This window comes from Blastococcus sp. SYSU D00813 (assembly GCF_054050735.1).
In genome coordinates, this window is sequence record NZ_JBJGZX010000033.1 from 18,709 (window position 1) to 43,778 (window position 25,070).

The 25,070-nt window shown below is 76.5% G+C and carries 23 protein-coding genes and 1 other RNA gene; 16 read left to right on the forward strand and 8 right to left on the reverse strand.

Annotated elements, in window-relative coordinates; translation table 11 throughout:
* Positions 1-93 precede the first annotated feature (93 nt).
* The 4 genes from ACI8AX_RS18555 to ACI8AX_RS18570 all read right to left on the reverse strand — a co-directional run bounded on the left by ACI8AX_RS18555 (position 94) and on the right by ACI8AX_RS18570 (position 5,821).
* On the reverse strand, positions 94-1,071 hold the full coding sequence (locus tag ACI8AX_RS18555) for an NAD-dependent epimerase/dehydratase family protein (protein ID WP_456551325.1): 978 nt from the start codon (positions 1,069-1,071) through the stop codon (positions 94-96).
* A gap of 74 nt (positions 1,072-1,145) precedes the next feature.
* Positions 1,146-2,600, reverse strand: a complete 1,455-nt coding sequence (locus tag ACI8AX_RS18560; RefSeq protein ID WP_456551326.1) for a WS/DGAT/MGAT family O-acyltransferase — start codon at positions 2,598-2,600, stop codon at positions 1,146-1,148.
* Positions 2,601-2,760: 160 nt separating this feature from the next.
* The gene (locus tag ACI8AX_RS18565) at positions 2,761-3,738 is read right to left on the reverse strand and encodes an alpha/beta fold hydrolase (protein ID WP_456551327.1); all 978 of its coding nucleotides are present in this window, start codon (positions 3,736-3,738) and stop codon (positions 2,761-2,763) included.
* A gap of 139 nt (positions 3,739-3,877) precedes the next feature.
* Complete coding sequence (locus ACI8AX_RS18570) at positions 3,878-5,821, reverse strand: FUSC family protein (RefSeq protein ID WP_456551328.1); 1,944 nt, start codon at positions 5,819-5,821, stop codon at positions 3,878-3,880.
* 130 nt (positions 5,822-5,951) lie between these two features.
* On the opposite strand from ACI8AX_RS18570, the gene ACI8AX_RS18575 reads away from it, so the two are divergent.
* The 6 genes from ACI8AX_RS18575 to nadA all read left to right on the forward strand — a co-directional run bounded on the left by ACI8AX_RS18575 (position 5,952) and on the right by nadA (position 10,947).
* Positions 5,952-6,458, forward strand: a complete 507-nt coding sequence (locus ACI8AX_RS18575) for a GNAT family N-acetyltransferase (protein WP_456551329.1) — start codon at positions 5,952-5,954, stop codon at positions 6,456-6,458.
* Positions 6,455-7,306, forward strand: coding sequence for a Nif3-like dinuclear metal center hexameric protein (locus ACI8AX_RS18580; protein WP_456551330.1), 852 nt, complete (start codon positions 6,455-6,457; stop codon positions 7,304-7,306). The genes ACI8AX_RS18575 and ACI8AX_RS18580 overlap by 4 nt, the downstream gene beginning before the upstream one ends.
* A gap of 4 nt (positions 7,307-7,310) precedes the next feature.
* Positions 7,311-8,051, forward strand: a complete 741-nt coding sequence (locus ACI8AX_RS18585; RefSeq protein ID WP_456551331.1) for a zinc ribbon domain-containing protein — start codon at positions 7,311-7,313, stop codon at positions 8,049-8,051.
* On the forward strand, positions 8,048-9,145 hold the full coding sequence (locus tag ACI8AX_RS18590) for a bifunctional RNase H/acid phosphatase (RefSeq protein WP_456551332.1): 1,098 nt from the start codon (positions 8,048-8,050) through the stop codon (positions 9,143-9,145). Before ACI8AX_RS18585 ends, ACI8AX_RS18590 begins: the two co-directional genes overlap by 4 nt.
* Before the next feature lie 68 nt (positions 9,146-9,213).
* On the forward strand, positions 9,214-9,807 hold the full coding sequence (locus ACI8AX_RS18595; RefSeq protein ID WP_456551333.1) for a dihydrofolate reductase family protein: 594 nt from the start codon (positions 9,214-9,216) through the stop codon (positions 9,805-9,807).
* A gap of 108 nt (positions 9,808-9,915) precedes the next feature.
* Positions 9,916-10,947: a quinolinate synthase NadA gene (nadA, locus tag ACI8AX_RS18600; RefSeq protein ID WP_456551334.1), complete on the forward strand. Its 1,032-nt coding sequence runs from the start codon at positions 9,916-9,918 to the stop codon at positions 10,945-10,947.
* 3 nt (positions 10,948-10,950) lie between these two features.
* Here the strand turns inward: nadA and ACI8AX_RS18605 are convergent, their stop codons facing one another.
* Together ACI8AX_RS18605 and ACI8AX_RS18610 are read right to left on the reverse strand one after the other, a co-directional pair.
* Positions 10,951-12,195 (reverse strand): SLC13 family permease, encoded by a 1,245-nt coding sequence (locus tag ACI8AX_RS18605; RefSeq protein ID WP_456551335.1) that lies wholly within the window; start codon positions 12,193-12,195, stop codon positions 10,951-10,953.
* Positions 12,196-12,208: 13 nt separating this feature from the next.
* Positions 12,209-12,964, reverse strand: a complete 756-nt coding sequence (locus tag ACI8AX_RS18610; RefSeq protein WP_456551336.1) for a sulfite exporter TauE/SafE family protein — start codon at positions 12,962-12,964, stop codon at positions 12,209-12,211.
* A 24-nt stretch (positions 12,965-12,988) separates the two neighbouring features.
* Between ACI8AX_RS18610 and ACI8AX_RS18615 the strand changes: the two genes are divergently transcribed.
* From ACI8AX_RS18615 to ACI8AX_RS18650, 8 genes are all read left to right on the forward strand, one after another.
* The gene (locus ACI8AX_RS18615) at positions 12,989-13,348 is read left to right on the forward strand and encodes a DoxX family protein (protein ID WP_456551337.1); all 360 of its coding nucleotides are present in this window, start codon (positions 12,989-12,991) and stop codon (positions 13,346-13,348) included.
* Between the two features lie 19 nt (positions 13,349-13,367).
* A complete protein-coding gene (locus ACI8AX_RS18620) occupies positions 13,368-14,102 on the forward strand; it encodes a PIG-L deacetylase family protein (RefSeq protein ID WP_456551338.1) in 735 nt (244 codons plus the stop codon).
* Between the two features lie 4 nt (positions 14,103-14,106).
* Positions 14,107-15,009, forward strand: a complete 903-nt coding sequence (locus ACI8AX_RS18625) for an endonuclease/exonuclease/phosphatase family protein (protein WP_456551339.1) — start codon at positions 14,107-14,109, stop codon at positions 15,007-15,009.
* An 18-nt stretch (positions 15,010-15,027) separates the two neighbouring features.
* Positions 15,028-15,435, forward strand: an RNA gene (rnpB, locus tag ACI8AX_RS18630) — RNase P RNA component class A.
* Positions 15,436-15,463: 28 nt separating this feature from the next.
* Positions 15,464-16,453, forward strand: a complete 990-nt coding sequence (locus tag ACI8AX_RS18635; RefSeq protein ID WP_456551340.1) for a patatin-like phospholipase family protein — start codon at positions 15,464-15,466, stop codon at positions 16,451-16,453.
* 20 nt (positions 16,454-16,473) lie between these two features.
* Complete coding sequence (locus ACI8AX_RS18640; protein ID WP_456551341.1) at positions 16,474-17,361, forward strand: leucine-rich repeat domain-containing protein; 888 nt, start codon at positions 16,474-16,476, stop codon at positions 17,359-17,361.
* A 386-nt stretch (positions 17,362-17,747) separates the two neighbouring features.
* A complete protein-coding gene (locus ACI8AX_RS18645) occupies positions 17,748-21,032 on the forward strand; it encodes a LamG-like jellyroll fold domain-containing protein (protein WP_456551342.1) in 3,285 nt (1,094 codons plus the stop codon).
* A complete protein-coding gene (locus ACI8AX_RS18650) occupies positions 21,029-21,745 on the forward strand; it encodes a hypothetical protein (protein ID WP_456551343.1) in 717 nt (238 codons plus the stop codon). The genes ACI8AX_RS18645 and ACI8AX_RS18650 overlap by 4 nt, the downstream gene beginning before the upstream one ends.
* A gap of 52 nt (positions 21,746-21,797) precedes the next feature.
* Here ACI8AX_RS18650 and ACI8AX_RS18655 read toward each other — a convergent pair whose 3' ends face one another.
* Both ACI8AX_RS18655 and ACI8AX_RS18660 read right to left on the reverse strand, forming a co-directional pair.
* Entirely contained in the window at positions 21,798-21,977 is a 180-nt protein-coding gene (locus ACI8AX_RS18655) for a DUF1059 domain-containing protein (RefSeq protein ID WP_456551344.1), read from the reverse strand.
* 76 nt (positions 21,978-22,053) lie between these two features.
* Complete coding sequence (locus ACI8AX_RS18660; protein ID WP_456551345.1) at positions 22,054-22,320, reverse strand: DUF1905 domain-containing protein; 267 nt, start codon at positions 22,318-22,320, stop codon at positions 22,054-22,056.
* 113 nt (positions 22,321-22,433) lie between these two features.
* Here ACI8AX_RS18660 and ACI8AX_RS18665 point away from each other — a divergent pair, with 113 nt between their 5' ends.
* The gene (locus ACI8AX_RS18665; RefSeq protein WP_456551346.1) at positions 22,434-23,612 is read left to right on the forward strand and encodes a hypothetical protein; all 1,179 of its coding nucleotides are present in this window, start codon (positions 22,434-22,436) and stop codon (positions 23,610-23,612) included.
* A gap of 82 nt (positions 23,613-23,694) precedes the next feature.
* A complete protein-coding gene (gene chrA / locus ACI8AX_RS18670; protein WP_456551347.1) occupies positions 23,695-25,068 on the forward strand; it encodes a chromate efflux transporter in 1,374 nt (457 codons plus the stop codon).
* Positions 25,069-25,070: the final 2 nt, after the last annotated feature.

Sequence of the window (25,070 nt, forward strand, 5' to 3'; positions counted from 1 at the left end):
TGTCGGCCGTGCTGCGCCCGGCGGCCGGCCGGGACCGCGGGACGACCGGGGGACGCCGAGCCTGCCGGTCCGGCGTCCGCGCGTGGAAGGGGGTCACCCCCGGTCGAGGGTGTCCCGCAACGCCTCGAGCCCGGTGAAGCGGGGCTCCCAGCCCAGCTGCTCGCGGGCCTTGGTGGTGTCCATGATCACCGGCCGGCTGACCGCCTCCACCCACTCGGCGACCGGCGGGAGGAACGGCAGTGCGGCCACGGCCCGGGCGGCGGCCTGCGCCGGCCGGGCCGGCAGCGGCACCGGGACCGCGCCGAACTCGCGGGCGACGTCGGCGGCGGTGAGCACGCCGTCCCCGGCGATGTTGTAGGCCCCCGGCGGGCCGGCGGCGACGACGCACAGCTGCAGGGCGCGGCCGACGTCGTCCTCGTGGACCAGCTGCAGGGGCAGCGCGGGGACGGCCACCGGCACGGGCACCGGGAGCCGGCGCGGCCGGCTGAACAGCGCCCGGCCCAGCGGCGCCAGCGGGCCGGGCAGGACGTCCTTGCCGCCGACGACGTTCGGGCCGACCACCACCGGCGGGCGCAGGAGGTAGAGCGCCATGTCCGGCGCGTGGACCGCCTCGGCCTGCAGCAGGTGCTCCAGCTCCGCCTTCTCCTGCGCGTAGAACAGCCGGGACGCCGGGCGCACCGGCCAGCTCTCGTCGACCCGCTCCGGGGTGTCGGGGTGGAACCCGTAGGCGGCCACCGACGAGGCGTAGACGAACCGGCGGGCGCCGGCCGCCGCGGCCGCGCGGAAGACGTTGAGCGTGCCGTCGACGTTGATCGCCCGGGCGGTCTGCCGGGAGGCGTTGCCGGTGATGAGGAACGCCAGGTGGACGACGACGTCGGCGTCGCGGAACGCCTCGGCCAGCGCGTCCGGGTCCCGGACGTCCCCGCGCCGGTACTCCATCTTCGTCCAGCCGCGGGCGGCCGGGTCGAACGGGCGGCGGGCGATGCCCACGACCCGCGCGACCCGGTCGTCGTCCTGCAGCAGCGGCACCAGGCCGGCGCCGAAGGTGCCGGTGGGGCCGGTGACGGCCACGGTCAGGTCGGATCCGGCCCCCCGCAGGGGCCCGCCGCGAGCCTTCGGGCGGTGGGGGGCAGGGGGTCCTCCCATCAGCGCGCCGCCGCCTTCCGCCGCTTCGCCGGCGCCGGGCGCTCCTCGGCCGCCGGGGCCGCGGGTGCCGGCTCCGCGGTCCCGGCGGCCTCCTTGAGCTCGTCGATGCCGCGCCGGATGCCGCCGGCGAGCACGTCGAGGTCGGGGAAGCCGTCGAAGTCGGCGTTGATGCCGAAGGTCATCGTGTTCAGGTAGCTGAAGATCCCGATGGAGACCCGGGTGCCGCCGGCGATCGGCACGTAGGCGTGGGCCGAGCACATCCGGCGGCCGAGCACGTAGAGCGGCACCCGCGGTCCGGGCACGTTCGTGGTGACGGCCTGCGAGTAGAACTGGCTGGCGCCCAGCGCCGCTCGCACCCCGAGCGACAGCAGCGTGGGTGCCACGAAGTCGCCCATGGCGATGATCGACCGGGCGTCGACCAGCTGCATCATCTGCTTGTACTCGTCCATCTGCTGCCGGACGGACTGCAGCCGGGCGACCGGGTCGGGCTCGGCCACGGGCAGGTCGACGAAGACCGCGGAGATGCGGTTGTCCAGCTTCCCGCGCTCGTGCTCCTGCCGCATCGACACCGGCACCATCGACCGGACGACGAGGCCGTCGCGCAGCGACCCGCGGCGCTCGAGCAGGTCGCGGAAGCCGGTCGCGATCGACGCGAGGACGACGTCGTTCACGGTGCCGCCCAGCGCGGTGCGGATCGGCTTGAGCTCGTCGAACTCGGCCTCGGTCCACGCCCACCGCCGGTGCGGGCCGATCGGGCCGGACAGCGACCGGGCGATCGGGGTGGTCAGCTGCCGGGCCACGGTGGGCAGCGTCTTGGCCACGGACCTCGTGGTGCCCAGCACCGACCGGGCCAGCCCGCCGATGCGGGGGCCCCCCTCACCGGCCGCGATCTGGCGCAGCGGCTGGGTGACCGCGTCCTGCACCGCGCCGGCCACGACCTCGACGGTCGAGGGGCCGCGCTGCGGAGTCCAGTCCTGCGGCTCGGGGTGGGTGGCGTCGGGGGTGAGGTCGAACATCAGCTGCATCAGGTCGGTGCCGGCGACGCCGTCGACCATGCAGTGGTGGACCTTGGAGATGATCGCCCAGCGGCCGTTCTCCAGGCCCTCCACCAGCCACAGCTCCCACAGCGGCTTGGCCAGGTCGAGCCGCTGCCCGAGCACCCGGCCGGCCAGGTTGCGCAGTTGCTCGTCGTTCCCCGGGCTGGGCACCGCCGTGTGCCGCACGTGGTACAGGATCTGGAAGTGCGGGTCGTCGACCCACAGCGGGCGGCCCAGCTGGAAGGGCACCGGTCGCACCCGCTGCCGGTAGCGGGGCACGAGCGGCAGCTTGCTCAGCAGGAGCCGGATGACGTCGCCGTAGCTCGGGGCGGGGCCCTCGAAGACGGCGACCGAGCCCACGTGCAGTGGGGTGTTCTCGCTCTCCGCGAAGTAGAAACCGGCGTCGGTCGGGCTCATGCGGTCCACGGTCAGCTCCCTTGCCTCCCCGCCCGTCCCGGGTGGGGCGCGTCACACGTCGTCGGGTGTGCGGCGAAGCCAACCCCTGTTCCCCGGCCGCCGCAATCGGAGCAACGAGCCGCCGCGGTCCGCGTTGCGGGGACGCCTCACGTGGTCCGCGTCACCCCGCCCGGCGCTCGCCCCGTCGCCGCGCCTCGACCCGGTCGAGGAGGCCGGCGAGCGCGCGGTCGACCACCTCGGTGCGGGTGAGGTTGACGCTGTGCCCGGCGCCCGGGACGACCACCAGCTCGGCGTCGTCCCCGAGCAGCTCGGCCAGCCGGCGGCCGTGCCCGACCGGGGTCAGCCGGTCGTCGGTGGCGGCGACGACGGTGGTCGGCACCCGGCCGAGGACCGGCAGCGCGGCGGTCTCGTCGTGGTCGAGGAAGGTGGCCCAGAACGCCAGCGTGACGGTGTAGGGGGTCTCCTCGAGCAGGTCCTGCACGAGGCGCACGTCGGCCGGGTCGGCGTCCTCCCGGCCGAACAGGTAGCGGCGGGTGAACCAGCGGCCGACCGCCGTCCCGCGCCGGCGGAACCGTTCGAGCAGCGGCGCGACCAGCTGCAGCCAGCGCAGCCACAGCCCGAGCAGGTGCAGCCGGCGGACGGCGGTCACCCAGAGGCCCAGGACGCCGCTGCTGACCAGCCCGCCCGAGGAGGTGGCGAGCAGGAGGGCGCCCACCACCCGCGTGCCGAACAGCTCGGGCCGCTGCCGGGCCAGCGCCATGATGCTCATGCCGCCCATCGAGTGGCCGGCGAGGACGACCGGCCCCTCGGGCGCGACGGCGTCGAGCACCTGCCCGAGGTCGCGGCCGGTGCGGTCGATGGTGGCGGCGGTCAGCCGGGTCCAGCCGGAGCGGCCGTGGCCGCGCTGGTCCCAGAAGACCAGCCGGACGCGGTCGCGCAGCGCCGCCCGGTGGACGTCGAACTCGGCCAGCCGCGCGGTGAAGCCGTGCGAGAAGACGACGGTCAACTCCGCGTCCTCCCGCCCGTCGACCTCGACGTGCAGGTCCACCCCGTCGTCGGTGCGGACGGTGCGGGACCCCGGTGGCGGGGGTCCGGGCGGGCCGGGGACGGGCGCGTCGACGCCGGGCGGGAGGGGCACGGACCGATCGGTGCCCGCCCGCCGCTCGCGGCAACCCCGGCCCTGGCGACGATCAGGTCACCTGATCATGCGGCGTCCTCCCTCACGGTGTGCGGTGAGGGAGGACGCTCCACGATCAGGTGAGCTGATCCCGGCGCGGTCAGGCGGCGTCGGGGTCCTGCCGGCGGCCGGGCGCGGCGTCGCGGACCAGCCGGCGGGCGGCGTCGACCTCCCGGGCCACCGGCGCCAGGACCCCCTCGGCCAGGATCTCCGCGTCGTCGGGGGACCGGTGCGCGGCGACGTCGTCCTCCAGCCGCCGGATCGCGCGGCGCAGCACGGCGACCTGCGCCAGGTCGGGCACCGGCTCCCCGGTGCGGATCGCGATGACCGCCTCGGTCACCGCGTCCGACGTGCGCTCCAGCTGCACGATCACCGGCCACCACGCCGCGGCCCGGGTGCTGATCGGCGGCGGCTCGGCCAGCCGCCGCTGCAGCTGCGTCTGCAGCTCGGTCAGCGCCCGGTAGCTGCGCCGCCGGGCGCGGCGGGTCTCGGCGGGGCTGCCGGTGAACGCCGCCTCGACGAACGCGTCCAGCGCCAGGGCGGCGTCCCGGAGGGCCTCGTCCAGCGGTGCGCGCCAGGTCTGCGGCCACAGCGCGTAGCCCACGACGAGCACGATGGCGCAGCCGACGAGGGTGTCGACCATCCGCGCGCCGACCAGCCCCGGGCCGCCGGCCAGCGCGAGGTCGAGCAGCAGGATGATCACCGGCGTCTGGAAGACCGAGAACAGCCCGAAATTGGCGCCGCGGGCCCAGGGCAGCAGCCCGGCCGCGACGGCCATCGCCACTAGCACCCAGGCGTCGCGGGGGAGCACGGCGAGCAGCAGCGAGCCGATCAGGACGCCGATCAGCGTGCCCACGCCCCGCTGCACGGCCCGGGTGAACACCGACCCGAAGTCCGGCTTGAGCACGATCGCGACGGTCAGCAGCACCCAGTAGGGCCGCTCCAGCGGCAGCAGCTGCCGGGCGACCTCGGCGACGGTCATGCACAGCGCCAGGCGCACGGCGAACGAGCGGCTGTCGGGGCTGGCGACCGTGCGGTCGGCGAGGTCCCGCAGGCGGGTGCGCCGGTCGAGCCGGGGGAGCGGGACGGCGGCACCCGCGCGCTCCTCGGGGTCGCCGACGACGTTCCACGCCAGCCGCAGGCCGTGCCGCACCGCCCGCCGCGTGGGCGGCCCGTCGTCCAGCGGGGGCGGCCGGTCGGGGGGCAGCTCGCGGTCGCCGGTCACGGCGGCGGCCAGCGCGTGGACGGCGGTGACGTCGGAGGGGTCGGCCGGCACGCCGGCACGGACGGTGGCGACCGTCCCCTCGACCAGCGGCGCGGCGCCGTTGAGGACTCCGGCCAGCTCCGACAGCGCCCGCGAGCGGCCCGCGGTGTGGCTGCGGCTGCGGATGACCCGGTCGTAGGCCGCGTTGAGCGCGGTGGTCAGCCGGCGGCGCGCCTCGTCGGTGTCCTCGCTGCCCGCCGCGGCCAGTAGCTCCCCGGTGCGGGTGAACACCTCCGCGACCGCGGCGCGGTCGGGGTCGCCGCGCTCGGTGGCGGCCTGCACGAGGGTGGTCAGCGTCGCCCACGCGGCGCCGGCGAAGAAGAAGCCGACCTCGGCGGCGGCCGGCAGCGGCGTGACCAGCCCGGAGGCCAGGGCGGTGTAGACGAGCAGCTGCAGCGCGCCCAGGGACAGCGCCGCGTTCACCGCGCTGATCAGCGCGGCCGCCGCGGAGACGAGCGCGATGACCACGACCGGCAGCCACCCGCCGCCGCTGGCGTACTGCCCGACCACCAGCCCGACGGCGCCGAACGCGGTCGCCGCCGCCGTCCGGCGCAGCCGGTCGCGCAGCGGGCCGCCCATCGGGGCGAGGCAGGCGGCCAGCGCGCCGGTGGTCCCGAAGACTCCGGCACCGAGCTCCGGACCCGGCTCGATGCCGCCGGCCAGGAGCACCGCGACCGCCAGCGGCATGGGCACGGTGACGGCGAAGCGGACGACGTCGGGCCAGGGCACCGCCGGCGGCGTCGTGCGGAGGAGCTCCTCCAGCCACGCCGGTGCCCGCAACGACCGCTCCGCCACACACCGGGGCTGCCCAGCCGGGTCGCGCCGGAACCTCCGGGCTCAGGTCACCGGGTGGCCGCGCGTCCGCCCTCTCCGCGGACGGCGGGCCGGCCGGCTGGCAGGGTGGCCGGACGTGGACCCCGACGACGGCGCGGTGCGGCGCGCGGAGCCGGCCGACCTCGCGGAGCTGCCGGCCCTCGAGGCCGCGGCGGACACCCTGTTCCTCCCGCTGGGGATCACCGACCTCCCGCCGCCGGCGAGCGCGGCCGAGCGGGCCCGGGCGTGGCGGGTGCTGGTGGCCGGGCGGCCGCCGCGCGGGTTCGCCGTGCTGGGACGGCGGGACGGCGACGTCCACCTCGAGCAGCTGTCGGTGCACCCCGACGCCGGTCGCCGCGGCCTCGGCGGCGCCCTGCTGGCGGCCGCGGTCGAGGAGGCCAGGGCGGCCGGCGCCGAGCGGGTCACGCTCACCACCTACGCCGACGTCCCGTGGAACGGCCCCTGGTACGCCCGGCACGGCTTCGCCGAGACCACCGACGTCGGGCCGGAGCTGGCCGCCGTCGTGCGGGAGGAGCTGGCCGCCGGGCTGGACCGGCACGGCCGGCGGGTGGTGATGGCGCGAGCGGCTACGGTCCGCCCGTGACCGTCACCCTGGGGGAGGTCGTCGCCGCGCTCGAGGCCCGCTACGACCCCGCGCTCGCCGAGGACTGGGACGCCGTGGGGCTGGTCTGCGGCGACCGCGACGACCCCGTCGACCGGGTCGTGTTCGCCGTCGACCCGGTCGCCGCCGTGGTCGACGAGGTGGTGGCCACCGGCGCCGGCCTGCTCGTGACGCACCACCCGCTGTTCCTGAGCGGTGTGCACGGGGTGCCGGCCGACGACCCCAAGGGCCGGCTGGTGCACCGCCTCGTCCGCGCCGGCGCCGGGCTGTTCGTGGCGCACACCAACGCCGACCGGGCCCCGGGGTGCGGCGTCAACGACGCCCTGGCCGGCGCTCTCGGGCTGGTCGACGCCGTGCCGCTGCAGCCGGCGGGCGAGGACCCGCGGGCGGGGCTGGGCCGGGTCGGCCGGCTGCCGGAGCCCCGGACGCTGCGGGAGTTCGCCGCCGCCGCGGCCGCCGCGCTGCCGGCGACCGAGGGCGGGGTGCGCGTCGCGGGCGACCCGGAGCGCACGGTCACGACGGTCGCGGTGTGCGGCGGCAGCGGCGGCTCGCTGCTGGGCGCGGCGGCCGCGGCCGGCGCCGACGTCCTGCTCACCAGCGACCTGCGGCACCACCCGGCGTCCGAGGCCGGCGAGGGGCCCGGCCCGGCGCTGGTCGACGTCGCCCACTGGGCCACCGAGTGGCCCTGGCTGCCGGTCGCGGCACGGGTGCTGGCCGAGGACCTCGGCGGCCGCGTCGAGGTGGCGGTCGCCGGGCGGCGCACCGACCCGTGGACGGCGCACGTGCCCCAGCACGGGGACCGGGGCGGCGCCGGGCCGACGGTAGGTTGAGCCGGTGAAGGCCGACCACTTCGACCAGCAGAAGCTGCTGGCGCTCGCCGCCGAGGACGTCGCGCTCACCCAGCTCGCGCACCGGCGCCGCACCCTGCCCGAGGCGGCCGCCGTCGAGGCCGCGGCCGAGGCCCAGCGGAAGGCCGCGGCCGCCGTCGTCCGCGCCGAGACCGAGGTGCGCGACCTGCAGCGCGAGGTCTCCCGGCTGGAGGCCGATGTCGAGACCGTGCGGGCGCGCGCGGCCAAGGACCAGAAGCTGCTCGACTCCGGCAGCGTGTCGGCCAAGCAGATGACCGACCTCCAGCACGAGATGCAGTCGCTGCAGCGACGGCAGTCGGACCTGGAGGACCAGGAGCTCGAGTTGATGGAGCAGGTGGAGACGGCGGAGTCCGCGCTGAGCCAGGCGCAGGAGGCGCAGGCCGCGGCGACGGAGGCGCTCGAGCGCGCCGAGCAGGCCCGCGACGACGCGCTGGCCGACGTCACCGACGCGACCGCGAACCACGAGGGGGCCCGCACGTCGGCGGCCGCGGCGGTGCCGGCCCCGCTGCTGGCGCTGTACGACCGGATCCGCACCCAGACCGGCACGACCGGCGCCGCCCTGCTGCAGGCCCGCGCCTGCCAGGGCTGCCGGATCGAGCTCAACGGCCGCGAGCTGGCCGCCGTGCGCAACGCCGACCCGCACGAGGTCGTGCGCTGCGAGAACTGCGGCCGGATCCTGGTGCGCACCGCCGAGTCCGGGCTGTGAGCCGGCGGTTCGTCGTCGAGGCGGACGGCGGCTCGCGGGGCAACCCCGGGCCGGCCGGCTACGGCGCCCTGGTCCGCGACGCCGCCACCGGCAGGGTCCTCGCCGAACGGGCCGCGAGCGTCGGGCGGGCGACCAACAACGTCGCCGAGTACGGCGGCCTGGTCGCCGGGCTGCAGGCCGCCCTCGACCTCGACCCCTCGGCCACGGTCGAGGTGCGGATGGACTCCAAGCTCGTCGTCGAGCAGATGTCGGGGCGCTGGAAGGTGAAGCACCCCGACATGCAGAAGCTGGCGCTGCAGGCCCAGCAGATCGCCCGGCAGCTCGGCGGCGTCCGCTACACCTGGGTGCCGCGGGCGCAGAACTCCGCCGCCGACGCGCTGGCCAACAGCGCGATGGACGGCAAGCCGGTGCACCGCGACCTCGCCGCCGAGCCGAGCACCGCGCCCGACGACGTGCAGCCCGCCCCGGCCGAGCGGGCGCCGGCGGTCACCACCGTGACGCACCTGCTGCGGCACGGGCAGACCGAGCACACCCCCGAGCGGCGCTTCAGCGGCCGCAACGACCTGCCGCTGTCGGCGGTCGGCCGGGCCGAGGCCGAGGCCGCGGCCGAGCGGGCGGCGGCGCTGGGGGTCGACGTCGTCGTCGCCTCGCCGCTGCGCCGCACCCGGGAGACGGCCGAGATCGTCGCCGCCCGGCTGGGCCTGCCGGTGCTCTACGACGACGACCTGGTCGAGATGGACTTCGGCGACCTGGAGGGGCTGACCGCCGACGAGGCCCGCGCGAAGCACCCGCTGGCGACCCGGCGGCTGTTCACCGAGGTGGACGTGGCCGCGCCGGGCGGGGAGTCGATCGCCGACGTCAGCCGCCGGGTGGCCCGCGCCCGCGCCCGGGTGCTGCGCGAGCACCGCGGCCGCGTCGTCCTGCTGGTCAGCCACGTGACGCCGATCAAGCTGCTGCTGGCCGCAGGCCTCGACGTGGACGACGCAGTGGTCCACCGGGTCTTCCTGTCGGCGGCCTCGCTGTCGACGGTCGCCTGGTCGACCGACGGACGGCACTCCGTGCGCCTGGTCAACGACGTCTCGCACCTGCCGTAGCGCCCGACCGATGAGGTGAGGCGCCGCCGGTCGTCCTCTCTGCGGGGACCGACCACAGGAGGCGCGCGATGGGCAGGGTGGTGCTGTTCGCGGCGGTGTCGCTCGACGGGTACGTGGGGCGCGACGACGACATGCCGGGACCGCTGTTCGACTGGTACGGCAACGGCGACGTCGAGCTGACGTTCAGCGACCCCGACCGCCCGTTCCGGGTCACGGCGGAGACGGCGGAGTACATGCGGGAGTTCGCCGGGCGGGTGGGCGCCATGGTCTGCGGCCGGCACCTGTTCGACATCACCGGCGGCTGGGGTGGCGTGCCGCCGAACGGGGAGCACGTCGTGGTGGTGACCCACCGGCCCGTGCACGACTGGCCGCACGCCGGCACGGCGCCCTTCGCCTTCGCCCCCGACGTCCGCAGCGGCATCGAGCGGGCCCGCGAGCTCGCCGGCGACCGGGACGTCACCGTGTCGGCCGGCGACGTCGGCGGTCAGGCGCTGCGCGCGGGGCTGGTCGACCAGGTGGCCCTCGCCCTGGTGCCGGTCGTGCTGGGCTCCGGCAAGCCGTTCTTCGGCAGCGGCGGCGTGCCCGAGGTCCTGCTGGAGGACCCGGTGACCGTCGTGCGGGGGAAGCGGGTGCTGCACCTGGTGTACGACGTCCGCCGCTGACCGCGGGAAGGTCGGCCGCCCGCGCGGTGTTGCAGGGAGTGCCCCGCTGCGGACGCGCCGCGCCGAGCGGGGGATCATGTGGCCCCCGCCTTACCCCCTGGAGACCGTGTGACCTCGACGATCGCGCCCGCCACCCCCGCCGTGACCGGGGACGAGCGGACCCTGTCGCCCGCCGAGTACGAGAGCTGGGCGGCCGAGGTCCGCCGGCTCGCCGACGAGCGCGGCGCCGTCATCCTGGCGCACAACTACCAGGTGCCCGAGATCCAGGACGTCGCCCACTACACCGGCGACTCCCTGTACCTCTCCCGTGTCGCCGCGCAGACCGACGCCCGCGAGATCGTCTTCTGCGGCGTCCACTTCATGGCCGAGACGGCGAAGATCCTCTCGCCGGAGAAGACCGTGCTGCTGCCCGACCTCGAGGCGGGCTGCTCGCTGGCCGACAGCATCACCGCCGAGCAGCTGCGCGAGTGGAAGGCCGAGCACCCCGGCGCCGTCGTCGTCAGCTACGTCAACACCACGGCCGCGGTGAAGGCCGAGACCGACATCTGCTGCACCTCGTCGAACGCCGCCGACGTGATCCGCTCGATCCCGGCCGACCGGGAGATCCTGTTCTGCCCCGACCAGTTCCTCGGCGCGCACGTCAAGCGGGTCACCGGGCGCGAGAACATCCGGGTGTGGGCGGGGGAGTGCCACGTGCACGCGGGCATCAGCCCCTCTGACGTCCGCGCGCAGGTCGCCGCCCACCCCGACGCCGAGATCCTGGTGCACCCCGAGTGCGGCTGCACCACCTCCGTGCTCGACCTGGTCAGCCACGGCGACCTGCCCGCCGAGCGCACCCGCGTGCTCTCCACCGGCGGCATGGCCGACGCCGCCAAGAACACCACCGCCGGGCAGGTGCTGGTGGCCACCGAGGTCGGGATCCTGCACCAGCTCCGGGCGCTCAACAGCGGCACCGAGTTCATCCCGATGAACGACCGCGCCGCCTGCCGCTACATGAAGATGATCACGCCGGCCAAGCTGCTGCACACGCTGCGCTCCGGCTCGGGCGTCGTCGACGTCGACCCGGGGACCGCCGCCCGCGCCCGTCGCGCGGTCGAGGCGATGATCGCCATCGGGGAGCCCGGCCGCGGCGGCGAGTGACCGTCACACCTGCAGCGCCGCCCACAGCGCGGTGGTCGCGGCCAGCAGCGTGAGCGGGACCGTGGCCAGCCCGGCGGCGGTGAAGCGGAGGGCGCCGGGGGCGGCCGGGCCGAGCGCCCGCCGCCACAGCAGGTTGGCCAGCGACCCGGCGTAGGTGAGGTTCGGCCCGACGTTGACGCCGATGAGCACGGCCAGCGCGGTCGCCGGGCCGCCGGCGGCGGCGACCGGGAGCAGCGCCAGCGTCGCCGGCAGGTTGTTCACCGCGTTGGCCAGCAGGGCCGCCACCCCCGCGACGGCGACGAGCGCCGGCAGTCCGTCGCCCTCGGGGAGGACCGCGGCCAGCAGGGACTCCAGGCCCGCGCGGCGGACGGCGAGGACCACCACGGTCAGCCCGGCCACGAACACCGCGAACGGGACGTCGGCCGCCCGCACGAGGTCCGCCGGCCGGCTGCCCCCGGTGGCCAGCCGCCGGACGGCCAGCGCGCCGGCCCCGAGCGCGGCGGGAACCGTGGGCGGCACCCCGGCCAGGGAGGCGACCCCGAAGCCGGCGACGGTCAGCGCGACGACGGCGACGGCGAACCGCGGCACGGGCGGCGGGTCCCCGGGGGTCACGTCGGGGACGGCGCCCAGGTCGGCGCGGAACAGCCACCGCAGCACCACGTACTCCACGGCGACCGCGGCGAGCCACGGCCCGAGCATCAGCCCGGTGAAGTGCAGGAACGACAGCCCGGTCGCCGCGAAGGCCAGCAGGTTCGTCAGGTTCGACACCGGCAGCAGCAGCGAGGCGCTGTTGGCCAGGTGCCCGGTGAGCAGCGCGTGCGGCCGGGCGGGCACCCGCATCCGCGCGGCGGTCGCGACCACCACGGGCACGAGCAGCACCACGGTGGCGTCGAGGCTGAGCACCGCCGTCACCGCGGCCGCCAGCAGGGCCACCCGGCCGAGCAGCCGCGAGGGGGAGTGCCCGCTCCGACCCGCGGTCCGCGCCGCGGCCCAGGTGAACAGCCCCTCGGCGTCGGCCAGTGCCGCCAGCACCAGGACCAGCACCAGGAAGCCGATCGTCGGCGCGACGTCGCCGACGGCGTCCGCGGCGTCGGACCAGCCGACCAGGCCGGTCGCGCACAGCACGACCGCCCCGCCCGCGGCGACGGCCGCGGCCGGCACCCGCGGCCGGGCGGACACGGCCGCCGCGAGCGTCGCCGCCAGCACGGCGCCCGAGGCGGTGAGGGCGATCGGGTCCAGGCCCGGCACGGGACCGGGTCCCTCAGATGCGGGAGAACAGGTAGACCGACACCGCGACGCCGAAGACGACGATGAAGACCCGCAGCGGGGTGGCCGGGATCCGGCGGGCCATCCGGGCACCGAGGAAGCCGCCGGCCAGGGCGGCCGGGGCGGCCACGGCGACGGCGGCCCAGTCGACCGGGCCCCAGATGCCGAAGATGACGACGGTGACCGTGGCGGTGACCGTCGACAGCGCGGACTTCAGCGCGTTGGAGAGCTTCAGGTCGTGCAGGCCGACCCCGAGGACGCCCACGAGGATCACGCCCAGCGCGCCGCCGAAGTAGCCGCCGTAGACGGTGGCCAGGAACAGCGCGACGTACAGCCACGCCGGGTCCCGCCGCGGCCCCCCGTCCTCGGCCCTCTTGAGCCGCCTGGTGATCAGCGGCTGCAGCGCCAGGAGCAGGCTCGCCATGAGCACCAGCACCGGGACGACGACGTCGAAGGCCTCGCTCGGCGTGGTCAGCAGCAGCACGCAGCCCGCCGTCCCGCCGAGCAGCGCGACCAGGCCGAACCGGACCAGCCTGCTGCGCTGGCCGACGTACTCCTTGCGGAAGCCGAGCACCCCGCCGATGTAGCCGGGCCACTGCGCGACGGAGTTCGTGACGTTGGCGGCGACCGTGCCCAGCCCCAGGGCGACCAGCACGGGGAAGAGGATCAGCGACCCGCCGCCGGCGATGGAGTTGATGCCCCCGGCCGCGAGGGCGACGGCGGCGATGACCAGCAGGTCGGCGGCGGACACGGGGGGTCAGCCTACGGTCGTGGCATGCGACTCCCCGGCAGGGCGAAGGTGCTGTTGGCCGCACTCGGCGGCTCCGGTGTCATCCACCTCGTGCGACCGCGCACCTACGAGTGGCTGGTGCCCCCCGAGCTCGGTGACGCCCGCCGGTGGGTGCTGGTCAGCGGCGTGGCCGAGATCGCGACGGCGGCGCTGATGGCCGCGCCGGCGACCCGCCGGGCCGGTGGCTGGGCGGCGGCGGGGCTGCTCGCGGCCTTCGTCCCGGCGCACCTGCACACGTTCCGGGTGGTGCCGCGGGAGGCGCTGCCGATGACCGTGGCGGCGCTGCGGCTGCCGCTGCAGGTGCCGCTGATCGGCATCGCGCTGCGGGTGGCGCGCGGCCGCTGACCAGGCAGGATCAGGTGCCATGACCTCCGCTGGGACCCAGGCGCTGCCCGACGACTGGCAGCGCGCGCTGGTGATCGTGGCCCACCCCGACGACGTCGAGTACGGCTGCGCCGCCGCCGTCGCGGTGTGGACGGCCGCGGGCAAGGACGTCCGCTACGTGCTCGCGACCAGCGGGGAGGCGGGCATCGCCGGCTGCCCGCCCGAGGCGGCCGGCCCGGTGCGCGAGGAGGAGCAGCGCCGGGCGGCGGCCGCCGTGGGCGTCTCGGTCGTGGAGTTCCTCGGCCACCCCGACGGGCGGCTGGTCGAGGGCCCGGAGCTGCGCCGCTCGCTGGCCGCCGCGATCCGCCGGCACCGGCCCGAGCTGGTCGTGACCATGCACTGGGGCGAGACGTGGACGCCGCCGGGGGTCGCGCCGGCGTACTGGAACAGCGCCGACCACCGTGCCCTGGGCCGGTGCGCCGTCGACGCCGTCGGCGACGCGGCCAACGAGTGGATCTTCGCCGAGCTGGCCGACCCGGAGCCGTGGCGCGGCGTCCGCTGGGTCGCGGTGAGCACCCCGACCGGGGTGACCCACACCGTCGACGTCACCGACGGCGTCGAGCCTGCGGTCGCCTCGCTCACCGAGCACCGCCGCTACCTGGCCGCGCTGTCGGACGACCCGGTCGAGGAGCAGGCACGCCGACAGGTCGACATGGCGACCCCGGCCGGCCCGGACGGACGGCGGACCGCCGGGTTCGCCCTCTACGCGGGCTGACCCGGTGGCCGGCCGGCCGCGCCTGCGGGTGCTCACCCTCAACGTGCTCGGGCCGGCCAACCCCGACTGGGAGCGGCGCCGGGCACTGGTCGCGGTGACGCTGCGCTCGCTGGACGCCGACGTCGTCGCCCTCCAGGAGGTGCCGATCGGCGCCGCGCCCGAGGTGGTCGAGGACCTGGTCGGCCCCGGCTACACGCTGCGGGGTCTCGGCCGGCCGGCCGACGACGGCGTCGGTGCGGTGCTGGCGACCCGCGGCCCGTCCCGGGTGCTCGACGAGCTGGACCAGCGCTGCACGCCGCGGTCCCGCGACTTCCCGTGGTGCGCGACGCTGCTGGTCGAGGTCGACGCGCCGGTCGGCCGCGTGGTCGTGGCGCACCACAAGCCCAGCTGGCAGTTCGGCTTCGAGTACGAGCGGGAGCGGCAGGCGCTCGCGGCGGCGCGCGCGGTCGAGGCGGTCGCCGGCGACGGCCACGCCGTCGTCCTCGGCGACTTCGACGCGACCCCGGACGCGGCCAGCATGCGGTTCTGGCGCGGCCGCCGGTCGCTGGACGGCGTCAGCGTCTGCTACCAGGACGCCTGGGAGACGCTGCACCCCGGCGACCCCGGGTACACGTTCTCCCGGGGGAACCCGCTGGTGCGCCGCGGTGAGGTGGCCACCGCGGTCTCCCGGCGCATCGACCACGTCCTCGTCCGCGCGGGGGTCCACGGCCCGACGCTCGAGGTCGCCTCGTGCGCGCGGGTCCTCGACGGCCCGGTCGGCGGCGTGTGGGCCAGCGACCACTCCGGCGTCGTCGCCGACCTGGTGCTGCCCGACCACCCGCCCGGCACCTGGGCTCCCGGCACCTGGGCTCCCGGCACCGGGGCTCCCGGCACCTGGGCTCCCGACGAGCCCTCGGACGACCACTAGACTGGCCGGCACGACGGACGAGTCGGCTGGGCGGTCGCGTCGGCGGGGGAGACCCCGTCGCCGAGGAACGTCCGGGCTCCACAGGGCAGGGTGGTCGCTAACGGCGACCCGGGGCGACCCGCGGGACAGTGCCACAGAGAACAGACCGCCGGCGGTGCCTCCTCGGAGACACGGCCGGTAAGGGTGAAACGGCGGTGTAAGAGACCACCGCACACCGGGTGACCGGTGTGGCTCGGTAAACCCCACCCGGAGCAAGGTCGAGAGGGACGGTTCGCCGTCCTGCGCAGGCGTTCGAGGGCTGCCCGCCCGAGCCTGCGGGTGGACCGCTCGAGCCTGCCGGCAACGGCAGGCCTAGATGGATGACCGCCCATCGGGAGGCCGCGAGGCGCCCGAGGACAGAACCCGGCGTACAGGCCGACTCGTCCGTCGTCCCGCGGCGTGTCACGCTCGTCGCGTGACGCGCGTCGGCCTCGTGCTGGGTGCCGGTGGCGTGGTCGGCCAGGCCTACCACGCAGGTGTCCTGGCGGTGCTCGAACACGACCTCGGCTTCGACCCGCGCCGGGCCGAGGTCATCGTGGGGACCTCGGCCGGGTCGATCACCGGGACGCTGCTGCGGCTCGGGGTCTCGGCCGAGGACCTCGCCGCCTGGACGGTGAAGGCACCGCTGTCCGGTGAGGGCGAGGTGATCCAGTCGATCGCCGCGAGACCCCTGCCGGACCTGGCGCCGTTCCGCCCGCTCAGCCTGCTGCGCCGCCCGATGCGCCCACCCGGCCCGGGCATGGTCCGGCGGGCGCTGACCCGGCCGCTGAAGTTCCGGCCGCTGGCCGCGGGCGCGGCACTCCTGCCGGCGGGCCGGCACGACATCGTCGAGCAGCTGGCCGCCATGCGGGAGCTGGAGCCGGAGACCTGGCCCGAGCCGGGCCTGTGGATCTGCGCGGTCCGCCGGCGCGACGGCCGCCGGGTGGTGTTCGGCCGACCCGGGACGCGGCCGGTGCCCATCCACCTCGCCGTCGCCGCGTCCTGCGCGGTGCCCGGCTACTTCACCCCGGTCGACATCGACGGCCGCGCCTACGTCGACGGCGGCGTGCACTCGCCGACGAACGCCGCCGTCCTGCGCGGCTCCGGGCTCGACCTGGTCGTCGTCATCGCGCCGATGAGCGGGACGGTCGGGTGGGTGCCCGACATCTACGCGGCCGCGCGGCGGCACTCCTCGCGCCTCATGGAGCGAGAGGTCCGGGCGCTGAGGCGAGCCGGGATCCGCACCGTGGTGTTCACCCCGGGCGTCGACGAGCAGCAGGTCATGGGCAACGACATGATGTCCCGCGCGCGGCTGCCGGAGATCATCCAGCAGTCGTTCATCGAGACGGGACGTCGCCTCGCCGACCCGTCGCTCGCCGACCTGATCCGGTCGGCGGCGGGCACCGACGGCCCGGCGGGTCCCTGACGGCTGGCAGCATCGCCGCCGTGACGGTCGCCCGCTCCGTGCTGCTGTCCGGCCTGGCCGCCGCGCTCCTGACCGGGACGGCGGCCTGCGGCGCCGAGCCAGGGCGCCCGCTGGACGACGTCGTCACCGACCCGGCGCTGGCCGCCTGCGTGGCCGCCGCGATGGGGCTGGCCGACGCGACCGCGGAGGTCGCCGACGCCGACCTCGCGGCCGTCGACGCCGTGGAGTGCGACGGGCAGGACACCCGACCCGTCCGCTCCCTCCACGGCATCGAGCGGCTCACCGGTCTGATCGAGCTCGACGCCCCCCGCAACCGGATCACCGACCTCGGGCCGCTCGCCGGCCTCGACCGGCTCAGCACGCTGACGCTCACCGCCAACAGGGTCAGCGACCTGTCGCCGCTCGCGGGCCTGCCCCTGTACGACCTCGGCCTCTCCCAGAACCCGGTCGCCGACCTCACGCCGCTCGCGGGGACGACGACGCTCGCCGTCCTCGGCGTGGCCGACGCCCGGGTCACCGACATCGGGCCCCTGGCCGGTCACGACGCGCTGCGGACCCTCGACCTGTCCGGCAACGCGGTCTCCGACGTCTCCCCGCTGGCCGGGCTGCCCGCCCTCGACACCCTCCGGCTGGCCCGCAACGACGTCGTCGACCCCGCACCGCTGGGCACCGTCCCGACGCTGCTGGTCCTCGACCTCTTCGACAACGACGTCGGCGACGTCTCCGGGCTGGCCGCCGCGCCGCTGCTGCAGGAGCTGCAGCTGGGCGCAAACCCGCTGACCGACCTGACCCCGCTGCTGCGGGCGCCGAGCCTGGTGGACGTGGGGCTGGACGAGAGCGACCCCGCGCGGCTGACCGGCGTCGCGGAGCTGCGGGCCGCCGGGGTGAGCGTCAACGGCCTCGCCTGACGCGCCCCGGGTCGCGCGCCCGGTGGGGGAGGGGCACGATGGGCAGAACGTCGTCGAACAGCTGCGACGCTGCGCCACGCCCGCCCGGGTGGAGGGGGAACTCCCTGGGTGGGCACCGGGCCAGGTTCCGAGCTCCGCTCCCTGGTCCGGCCCTGCCCCGGCCGGGACGCCGGCCGAGCGCCGGACCCCATCGGGGGAACCGCTGCCGCGGCCCCTGCACGAACGGGTGGAACCGCGGTCCCCGTCCTCGTGTCGCATTGACGCGAGGTGACGGTCTGTGAAGTGTGCACTCGCCACCCGTCCGTCCGAGTGCACGTCAGCGTTCCGGAACAGGGTCGGTGGTGACAGAGCGTCACCGTCCGTCGTCGCCGTCCCCCGGAGTCCCGATGCCTGCTGCGACCGCCTCGCCCGCCCTCCGGGCGCGCCGACCCGGATCCGCCGCCACGGCCGCGGTCCTCGCGTTCGGGTTGCTCGTCCTGGGCCTGGCCGCGCCGACGGCGGCGAGCGCCGACACCGCCCCGGCGCCGGGCACCCCGGCCACGGTGAGCGCCGACGCGCTGCCCACCGTCCAGGTCAACGGCGTGGTCTGGTCGATGGTCACGGTCGGCAACACCGTCTACGCCACCGGCAGCTTCACCCAGGCGCGCCCGGCCGGCGCGGCGCCGGGGACGCAGCAGACCCCCCGGGCCAACCTGCTGGCGTTCGACCTGACCACCGGCGCGCTCGTGACGGGCTTCAACCACACGCTCAACGGCCAGGGCCGCACCATCACCGCCTCGCCCGACGGCTCCCGCGTCTACGTCGGCGGCGACTTCACCACCGTCAACGGCATCGCCCGCGGGCACGTCGCCGCGTTCAGCACCGCCACCGGCGCCCTGGTGAGCGGCTTCGCCCCCTCGACCAACGGCGCCGTCCACTCGCTGGCCGCGACCGGCACCACCGTCTACGTGGGCGGCAACTTCACGTCCGCCGGCGGCCAGACCCGCACCCGGCTGGCCGCGTTCTCCGCCGCCACCGGCGCGATGACCTCTTGGGCGCCGGCGGCCAACCACATCGTCCGCGGCATCGTGCTCAACGGCTCCGGCACCCGGGTCCTGCTCGGCGGCCAGTTCTCGCAGATCAGCGGCGTCCGCGCGATCGCCCTGGCCTCGGTCGACACCGCCGGCGGCGACGTCCGCACCTGGGACTACGGCATCACCAACGAGGGCGACAACGGCGGCGTGTACAGCCTCCGCTACGACGGGCGCAACGCCTACGCCAACACCTACGGGTTCATGGTGGGCAACATTGAGGGCACCGTGGCGTTCGACCCCGACACCCTCGCCCTCGAGTGGATGAACGACTGCCACGGCGACCCCTACGACACCTACACCGCCGGTGACGTCGTCTACGCCGTCGGGCACGCGCACGACTGCGAGACCTCCGGCAGCTTCCCCGACCTCAACCCCCGCGTCTGGAAGCGCGGCATCGCCATGACCATCGAGCCGACCGGCACGCTGGAGGCGACGACGGAGGTGCCCCGCTACGGCAGCTGGGAGGGCCGGCCGCACCCGACCGTCCTCAACTGGTGGCCCACCCTGAACGCGGGCACCTACACCGGCCAGTCGCAGGGCCCGTGGGCGCTCACCGGCGCCGGTCAGTACGTCGTCATGGGCGGCGAGTTCACCACCGTCAACGGCGTCGGCCAGCAGAGCCTGGTGCGCTTCGCCACCTCGGCGGTCGCCCCCGACAGGCGCGGACCCGAGCTGTCGGCCTCGGCCATGCGGCCCAACGCCACCGCGGTCGGCGCTGGCGCGGTCAAGGTGACCTGGCCGCAGTCGTGGGACATGGACAACGAGACGCTGACCTACGACGTCTACCGCGGCTCGGGCACCACGCCGGTGCACACCGTCCCGGCCCCGGCGCAGTGGTGGAACGGGACCCTGATGTCGTGGACCGACACCGGCCGGCCCGCGGGCAGCACGGCGTCCTACCGCGTCGTCGTCCGGGACCCGTTCGGCAACTCGGTGAGCAGCGTGCAGAGCAACACCGTGACCGTCCCGGCGACCACCAGCCCGTACGTGACCCAGGTGCTCGCCGACGCGCCCTCGGCCTGGTGGCGGCTGGGCGAGAGCAGCGGCACGACCGCCTACGACGCCATCGGCACGACGAACATGACGACGGCGGCCGGCATCACCCGCGGCACCGCCGGGGCGGTCGCCGGTGACACCGCCGTGACGGCCAACGGCACCGCGACCGGGCGCGCCAACACCCCGGCGCTGGTGACCGAGCCGGGCACCGGCTTCTCGGTCGAGGCCTGGGTGCGGACGACGTCCACCGCCGGCGGCACCGTCGTGCAGTACGGCGAGCAGCTGACCGCGGCCGACGTCGCCAACACCGACCGGGCGCTGTACGTCGACGCCGGCGGCCGCGTCTCCTTCGGGCTCACCGCCCGCGGCGCCGACCGGGTGACCCGCTACGCCACGGTGCGCAGCCCGCAGGCGGTCACCGACGGCCGGTGGCACCACCTGGTCGCCACCGTCGGCGCGCAGGGCACCGTGCTGTACGTCGACGGCGCCCCGGTGGCGCAGAACCCGGCGCTGACCGCGGCCAACCCGCGCACCGGCCCGGCCTACTGGCTGGTCGGCAGCGGCACGCTGACCGGCGCCCCGGACGCGCCCGCCAGCCCGCACCTGGCCGGCGCGGTCGACGAGGTCGCGGTCTACCGGACGGCGCTGAGCGCCGGCCAGGTCGCCGCGCACCACGCCGCGGCCACCGGCGGGCCGGTCAACACCCCGCCGTCCGCGTCGTTCACCGCGACCGCCACGCAGCTGGCGGTGTCGGTCGACGGCTCGGCCTCGGCCGACGCCGACGGCACGGTGGCCGGGTACTCGTGGAACTGGGGCGACGGCACGGCCGCCGGCTCCGGCGCCACCGCGACCCACACCTACGCCGCGGCCGGCACCTACACCGTGACGCTCACCGTCACCGACGACCGGGGCGCCACCGGCACGGCCACCCGCCCGGTGACGGTCACCGCGCCGGCTCCGCCCGCGGGCACCGCCTTCGCCAGCGACGCCTTCGGCCGGACGGTGACCGGCGGCCTGGGCACCGCCGACGTCGGCGGCGCCTGGACGGCCTCGGCCGGCGCGAGCCGCCAGTCGGTCACCCCCGGGACCGCCGTCCTCGGGGTGGGCGCGGGCCAGACGACCGCCTCGTCGCTGGCCGCGGTCTCCCAGCCGAACGCCGACGTCACCACGACCGTGGCGCTCGGCGCGGCGCCGACCGGCGGCGGGCTCACGTTCTCGGTGCTCGGCCGCCGCGCCAGCGCCGGCTCCGACTACGAGCTGCGGGTCCGGTTCCTCGCCGACGGCAGCGTCCGGCTCGGTGCCGTCCGCCAGGTCAACGGCGTCGAGACGCTGATCGGCACCGAGGTCGCGCTGGCCGGGCGCTACACGCCCGGCACGCCGCTGAACCTGCGGGTGCAGGTGACGGGCTCGGGCACCACCACGGTGCAGGCCCGGGCCTGGACCGGCACGGCCGAGCCGACGGCGTGGGCGCTGTCGCGCACCGACACCACCGCCGCCCTGCAGGGCCCGGGCGGGGTCGGCCTGGAGGCCTACCTGTCGGGCAGCGCCACCGCCGCCGTCCCGGTGCGGGTCACCGCCTTCTCCGCCCGGCCGGTCGCGTGACCGGGGACGCCGCGCCCCGGCGCAGCACCCGTGACCTGGTGCTCCGCCTGGTCCTGCCGGCCCTGCTGCTGGTGGCCGCCGCGGGTGTCCTCGTGGGGTCCCTCGTGGGCGGGGACGACGACGGCGACGCCCGACCGGCCGCGTCGTCGTCCCCGGCCGCCCCGACGAGCTCCCCGGCCCCGGGGCCGGCCGAGGAGCAGCCGGCGGCCGAGGAGGAGCTGACGCCCACGGCGCCGCCACCGACCGCGACGCAGCCGCCGGCCCCGCCGGTGGTGACCCGCGAGGGCGTGCCGGGGTCCGCGCGCACCGTCACCGCGGCGCCGGCCGACTTCACGGCGCCGGCGGCCTGGTCCGACGGCGTCACCGTGCGGGTCGTGGAGGCCCGCCAGCAGGTGACCACCGGGAGCGGGCCGGGGGAGCTGGCCGGCCAGCCGCAGACGGTGTTCCGGCTGGAGGTCGTCAACGGCTCGGGCGCGCCGCTGGACCTGACCGCGGTGGTCGTGCAGGCGAGCTACGGCGACCCGGCGGCGCAGGCCAGCCCGCTCTACGACGCGGAGACCGTCGACTTCGCCGGCGCGCTGGCACCGGGAGGCACCGCGTCGGCGGTCTACTCCTTCGCCATCCCGGCCGACCGGCTGGGCGCCGTCAGCCTCTCCGTGGACGTCGACGGATACCGCTTCCCGGCGGTCTTCTCCGGCGCCGTCCCGGCCTGACCCGCCGTCCGCCGGCGGGCACGGTCCGGGGCGGGTCGGATCCGGGGCGGGGTCAGGCCGGGGCGACCTCGCGGACCGCGCCGCGCAACTGCCCGGCCACCTCGGGCGTCACCTCGAGGCCGTGCACCTGCTCGGCGTGCGGGCCGGCCTCGGCGAGGACGTCGTCGACCGTCTCGGCGCGCACCACCGCCTCGCAGTCGAAGCCGGCGTCACGGCAGCGCAACTCCTGCACGGGGACCTCCCGGGGTCGGGCCTGCGCCGGTCAGCGTGGTCTGCGGCCGCCCGCCGGACCAGGGTCCACCGACCCGTCACAGCCGGCCGGGGTCGACCTCCACCTCGACGGTGACCGTGTCGCCGTCGTCCTTGCCGCCGCGGACGCGGGCCGGTACCGGCAGCAGCCAGCCGGCCCGCCGGTCCCGCCAGACGCTGGTCGGCCAGGTGCGGCCGTCGACGGTGGCCGTCACGGGCACCCGCCCGAAGGCGCCCGCGTGCTCCGGCGCGTGCTCGGCGGGGACCGGGGCGAAGACCCAGGCGCCGGCTCCGGGCCAGCGCACGAGGGTGGCGGTGAACGGCACGCCGCGGAGCCTGCCCGACGGGTACGACGTCCGGCGGCGCCAGTCGCGTGCAAGCCCCGGCCAAGGCCGCCGGGGGAACGTCGGGGCGACCCCGACGCCTCCCGAGGAGCACGATGCCCACCCGTCGCGCCGCCCTGTCCGCCACCGCCGCCCTCGGCGCCGCCCTGCTCGTCGGCTGCTCGTCGGGCTCGGGCCCCGTGCCGTGGGGTGCCCCGGTGGGAGCGGGGGAGGTGGCGCAGGTGGACGTCAGCGTCCCCGAGGCCGGCGCGCCCCGCGGGCTGCACGACGTCTACGAGGTCGACGTCGCCGCCGACGGCTCCGTCGTGGCGGCGCTCTACAGCGGCTCCGGGAGCGGCGTGGTCCGCGTCGTCGGCGACCGGCCGGTCTCCAGCGTCGCGCTGCCCGGCCGGGTCGTCGAGGTGGTGCCGCTCCCCGACGGGTCGGTCGTGGTGGTGGTCGCCGAGGAGGAGGGCACCCGGCTGTCGGTCGGTGTGCTGCCCGAGGGTGCCGACGCCGTCGACCTGCGGCCGCTGGAGCCGCGGGTCGACCTGGACGAGGGCGAGTACGCCTACGGGTCGGTCCTGCAGGGCGTGCTCGCCCCCGACGGCGAGACCGTCGTCCTCGCCCTGCCCGACGGGGACGACGCGCAGCTCCTCGTCGCCGTCGACCCGGCCACCGGCGAGGTCCGCGCGGAGCAGGAGCACGAGGCGACCTCGGTGCAGGGCCTGCACCTGGACGCCGACCGGGAGGAGCTGGTGGTCCTGCTCGGCACCGCCGGGGGCGCGGAGGTGCACCGCCTGCCCGCCGACCTCTCCGGCGCCGACCCCGAGCCGGTCGCGCTCGACGACCCCGTCTGGGCCAGCGCCCTGGACGACGGGGGTGTGCTCACCGTGGTGGCGCTCGAGCACGTCGACGACGACGAGATCCAGGTGCGCTACGACGCCGCGACGGTCGCCACCCTCGCGCCGGACGCGGACGAGGCGGACGTGCGCCGGGTCGAGGTCCCCGGCTGGCCGGAGCTCCCGCAGGGCGACGTCGACGCGTTCGGCGTCGACCCGGAGGCCACCACGCTGTACGTCGCCGGCGACTACGGCGAGGACACCGACAACCCGCAGCCGGTCCTCGTCGTCGTCGATCTCGGCTCCGGGGCGGCCGAGGCGGTCGACCTGTCCAGCTGGGGCTTCCCGAACGACCTCGTCGTCGCGGAGGACGTCGTGGTCACCGGCGGCGGGACGCGCCTGGGCGGCGAGGGCGCCGCCGCGGCCGCGGTCTGGCTGTACGGCCGCGGCTGACCCCACCCCGGCCGTTCACCTGCTCCCCATAGGCTCCCGCCGGCACGGCTCGCGGGCGTCGTGCGTCCGGTCGGGGAGGCCCATGTCCGAGCACCTCGCGCCGGCACCGGCGGTTCCGTTCGGCACCGCGGTGCGGGCGTGGTTCCTCATCTCGCTGCAGACCTTCGGCGGCCCGGCCGGCCAGATCGCGGTCATGCAGCGGACGCTGGTCGACGAGAAGCGGTGGATCGGCCAGCGCCGGTTCCTGCACGCCCTCAACTACTGCACCCTGCTGCCCGGCCCCGAGGCGCAGCAGCTGGCCACCTACGTCGGCTGGCTGCTGCACGGCACCCGCGGCGGCCTCGTCGCCGGCGGCCTGTTCGTGCTGCCCGGCGTCGTCGCGCTGCTCGCCCTGTCCGCCGTCTACGTCGCCTACGGGGACACGACCGCGATCACCGCGGTGTTCACCGGGCTGGCCGCGGCCGTCCTGGCGATCGTCGTGCAGGCCGTCATCCGGGTGGCGAGGAAGGCGCTGGACAGCCGCGCGCTCGTCGTCCTGGCGGTGGCGTCGTTCGTCGCGCTGGCGGTGTTCGGTGTGCCGTTCCCCGCCGTGGTCGCCGTCGCCGGCGTCGCCGGCTGGGCACTGGGCCGGTGGCGTCCGTCCGCGCTGCCGAACAGGCAGGCCGGCGATGGGCCCGACGCCGGTCCCGCCCCGGTCATCGGCGACGACGTCCTGCACCACGAGGCGCCCACGGCCCGCCGCACGCTGCGGGTCCTGCTGGTGGGCCTGCTGGTGTGGGCGCTGCCGGTCGCCGCGGTTGGGCTGCTCACGGGTGCCGGCAGCGTGTTCACCGAGCAGGGCCTGTTCTTCTCCGGCGCCGCCGTCGTCACCTTCGGCGGCGCCTACGCCGTCCTGGCCTACGTCGCCCAGCAGGCGGTCGACGTCTACGGGTGGCTCGCCCCGAGGGAGATGGTCCGCGGGCTGGCCCTGGCCGAGACCACGCCCGGGCCGCTGGTCATGGTGGTGCAGTTCGTCGCCTTCCTCGGCGCCTACCGCGACCCCGGCTCGCTGGACCCGTGGGTGGCCGCCGTCCTGGCGTCCCTGCTCGTCACCTGGGTGACGTTCGTGCCCAGCTTCCTGTTCGTGCTGCTGGGCGCCCCCTACATGGAGCGGCTGCGCGGCAACCGGTCGCTGTCGGCCGCGCTGACCGGCATCACCGCCGCCGTGGTGGGGGTCATCGCGAACCTCGGCGTCTACTTCGCGGTCCACACGCTGTTCGCCGACAGCAGCCGCCGCACGTGGGGCCCGCTGGGCCTGGAGGTGCCCGACGTGGGGTCGGTCCGGTGGGTGGCGGTGGGCATCGCCGCGCTCGCCGCGGTGCTGCTGTTCCGGCTGCGCTGGTCGGTGCTGCGCACGCTGGGCGCCTGCGCGCTGGTGGGCCTGGCCGCCGGGTTGGCCGGGGCGTCGGTGGGCTGACC

Coding starts and splice junctions, on each gene's coding strand:
- ACI8AX_RS18665 (WP_456551346.1), top strand. CDS start 22,434: ATGCCCACCCGTCGCGCCGCCCTGTCCGCCACCGCCGCCCTCGGCGCC.
- ACI8AX_RS18595 (WP_456551333.1), top strand. CDS start 9,214: ATGGGCAGGGTGGTGCTGTTCGCGGCGGTGTCGCTCGACGGGTACGTG.
- ACI8AX_RS18615 (WP_456551337.1), top strand. CDS start 12,989: ATGCGACTCCCCGGCAGGGCGAAGGTGCTGTTGGCCGCACTCGGCGGC.
- chrA (WP_456551347.1), top strand. CDS start 23,695: ATGTCCGAGCACCTCGCGCCGGCACCGGCGGTTCCGTTCGGCACCGCG.
- ACI8AX_RS18620 (WP_456551338.1), top strand. CDS start 13,368: ATGACCTCCGCTGGGACCCAGGCGCTGCCCGACGACTGGCAGCGCGCG.
- ACI8AX_RS18645 (WP_456551342.1), top strand. CDS start 17,748: ATGCCTGCTGCGACCGCCTCGCCCGCCCTCCGGGCGCGCCGACCCGGA.
- ACI8AX_RS18560 (WP_456551326.1), bottom strand. CDS start 2,600: ATGAGCCCGACCGACGCCGGTTTCTACTTCGCGGAGAGCGAGAACACC.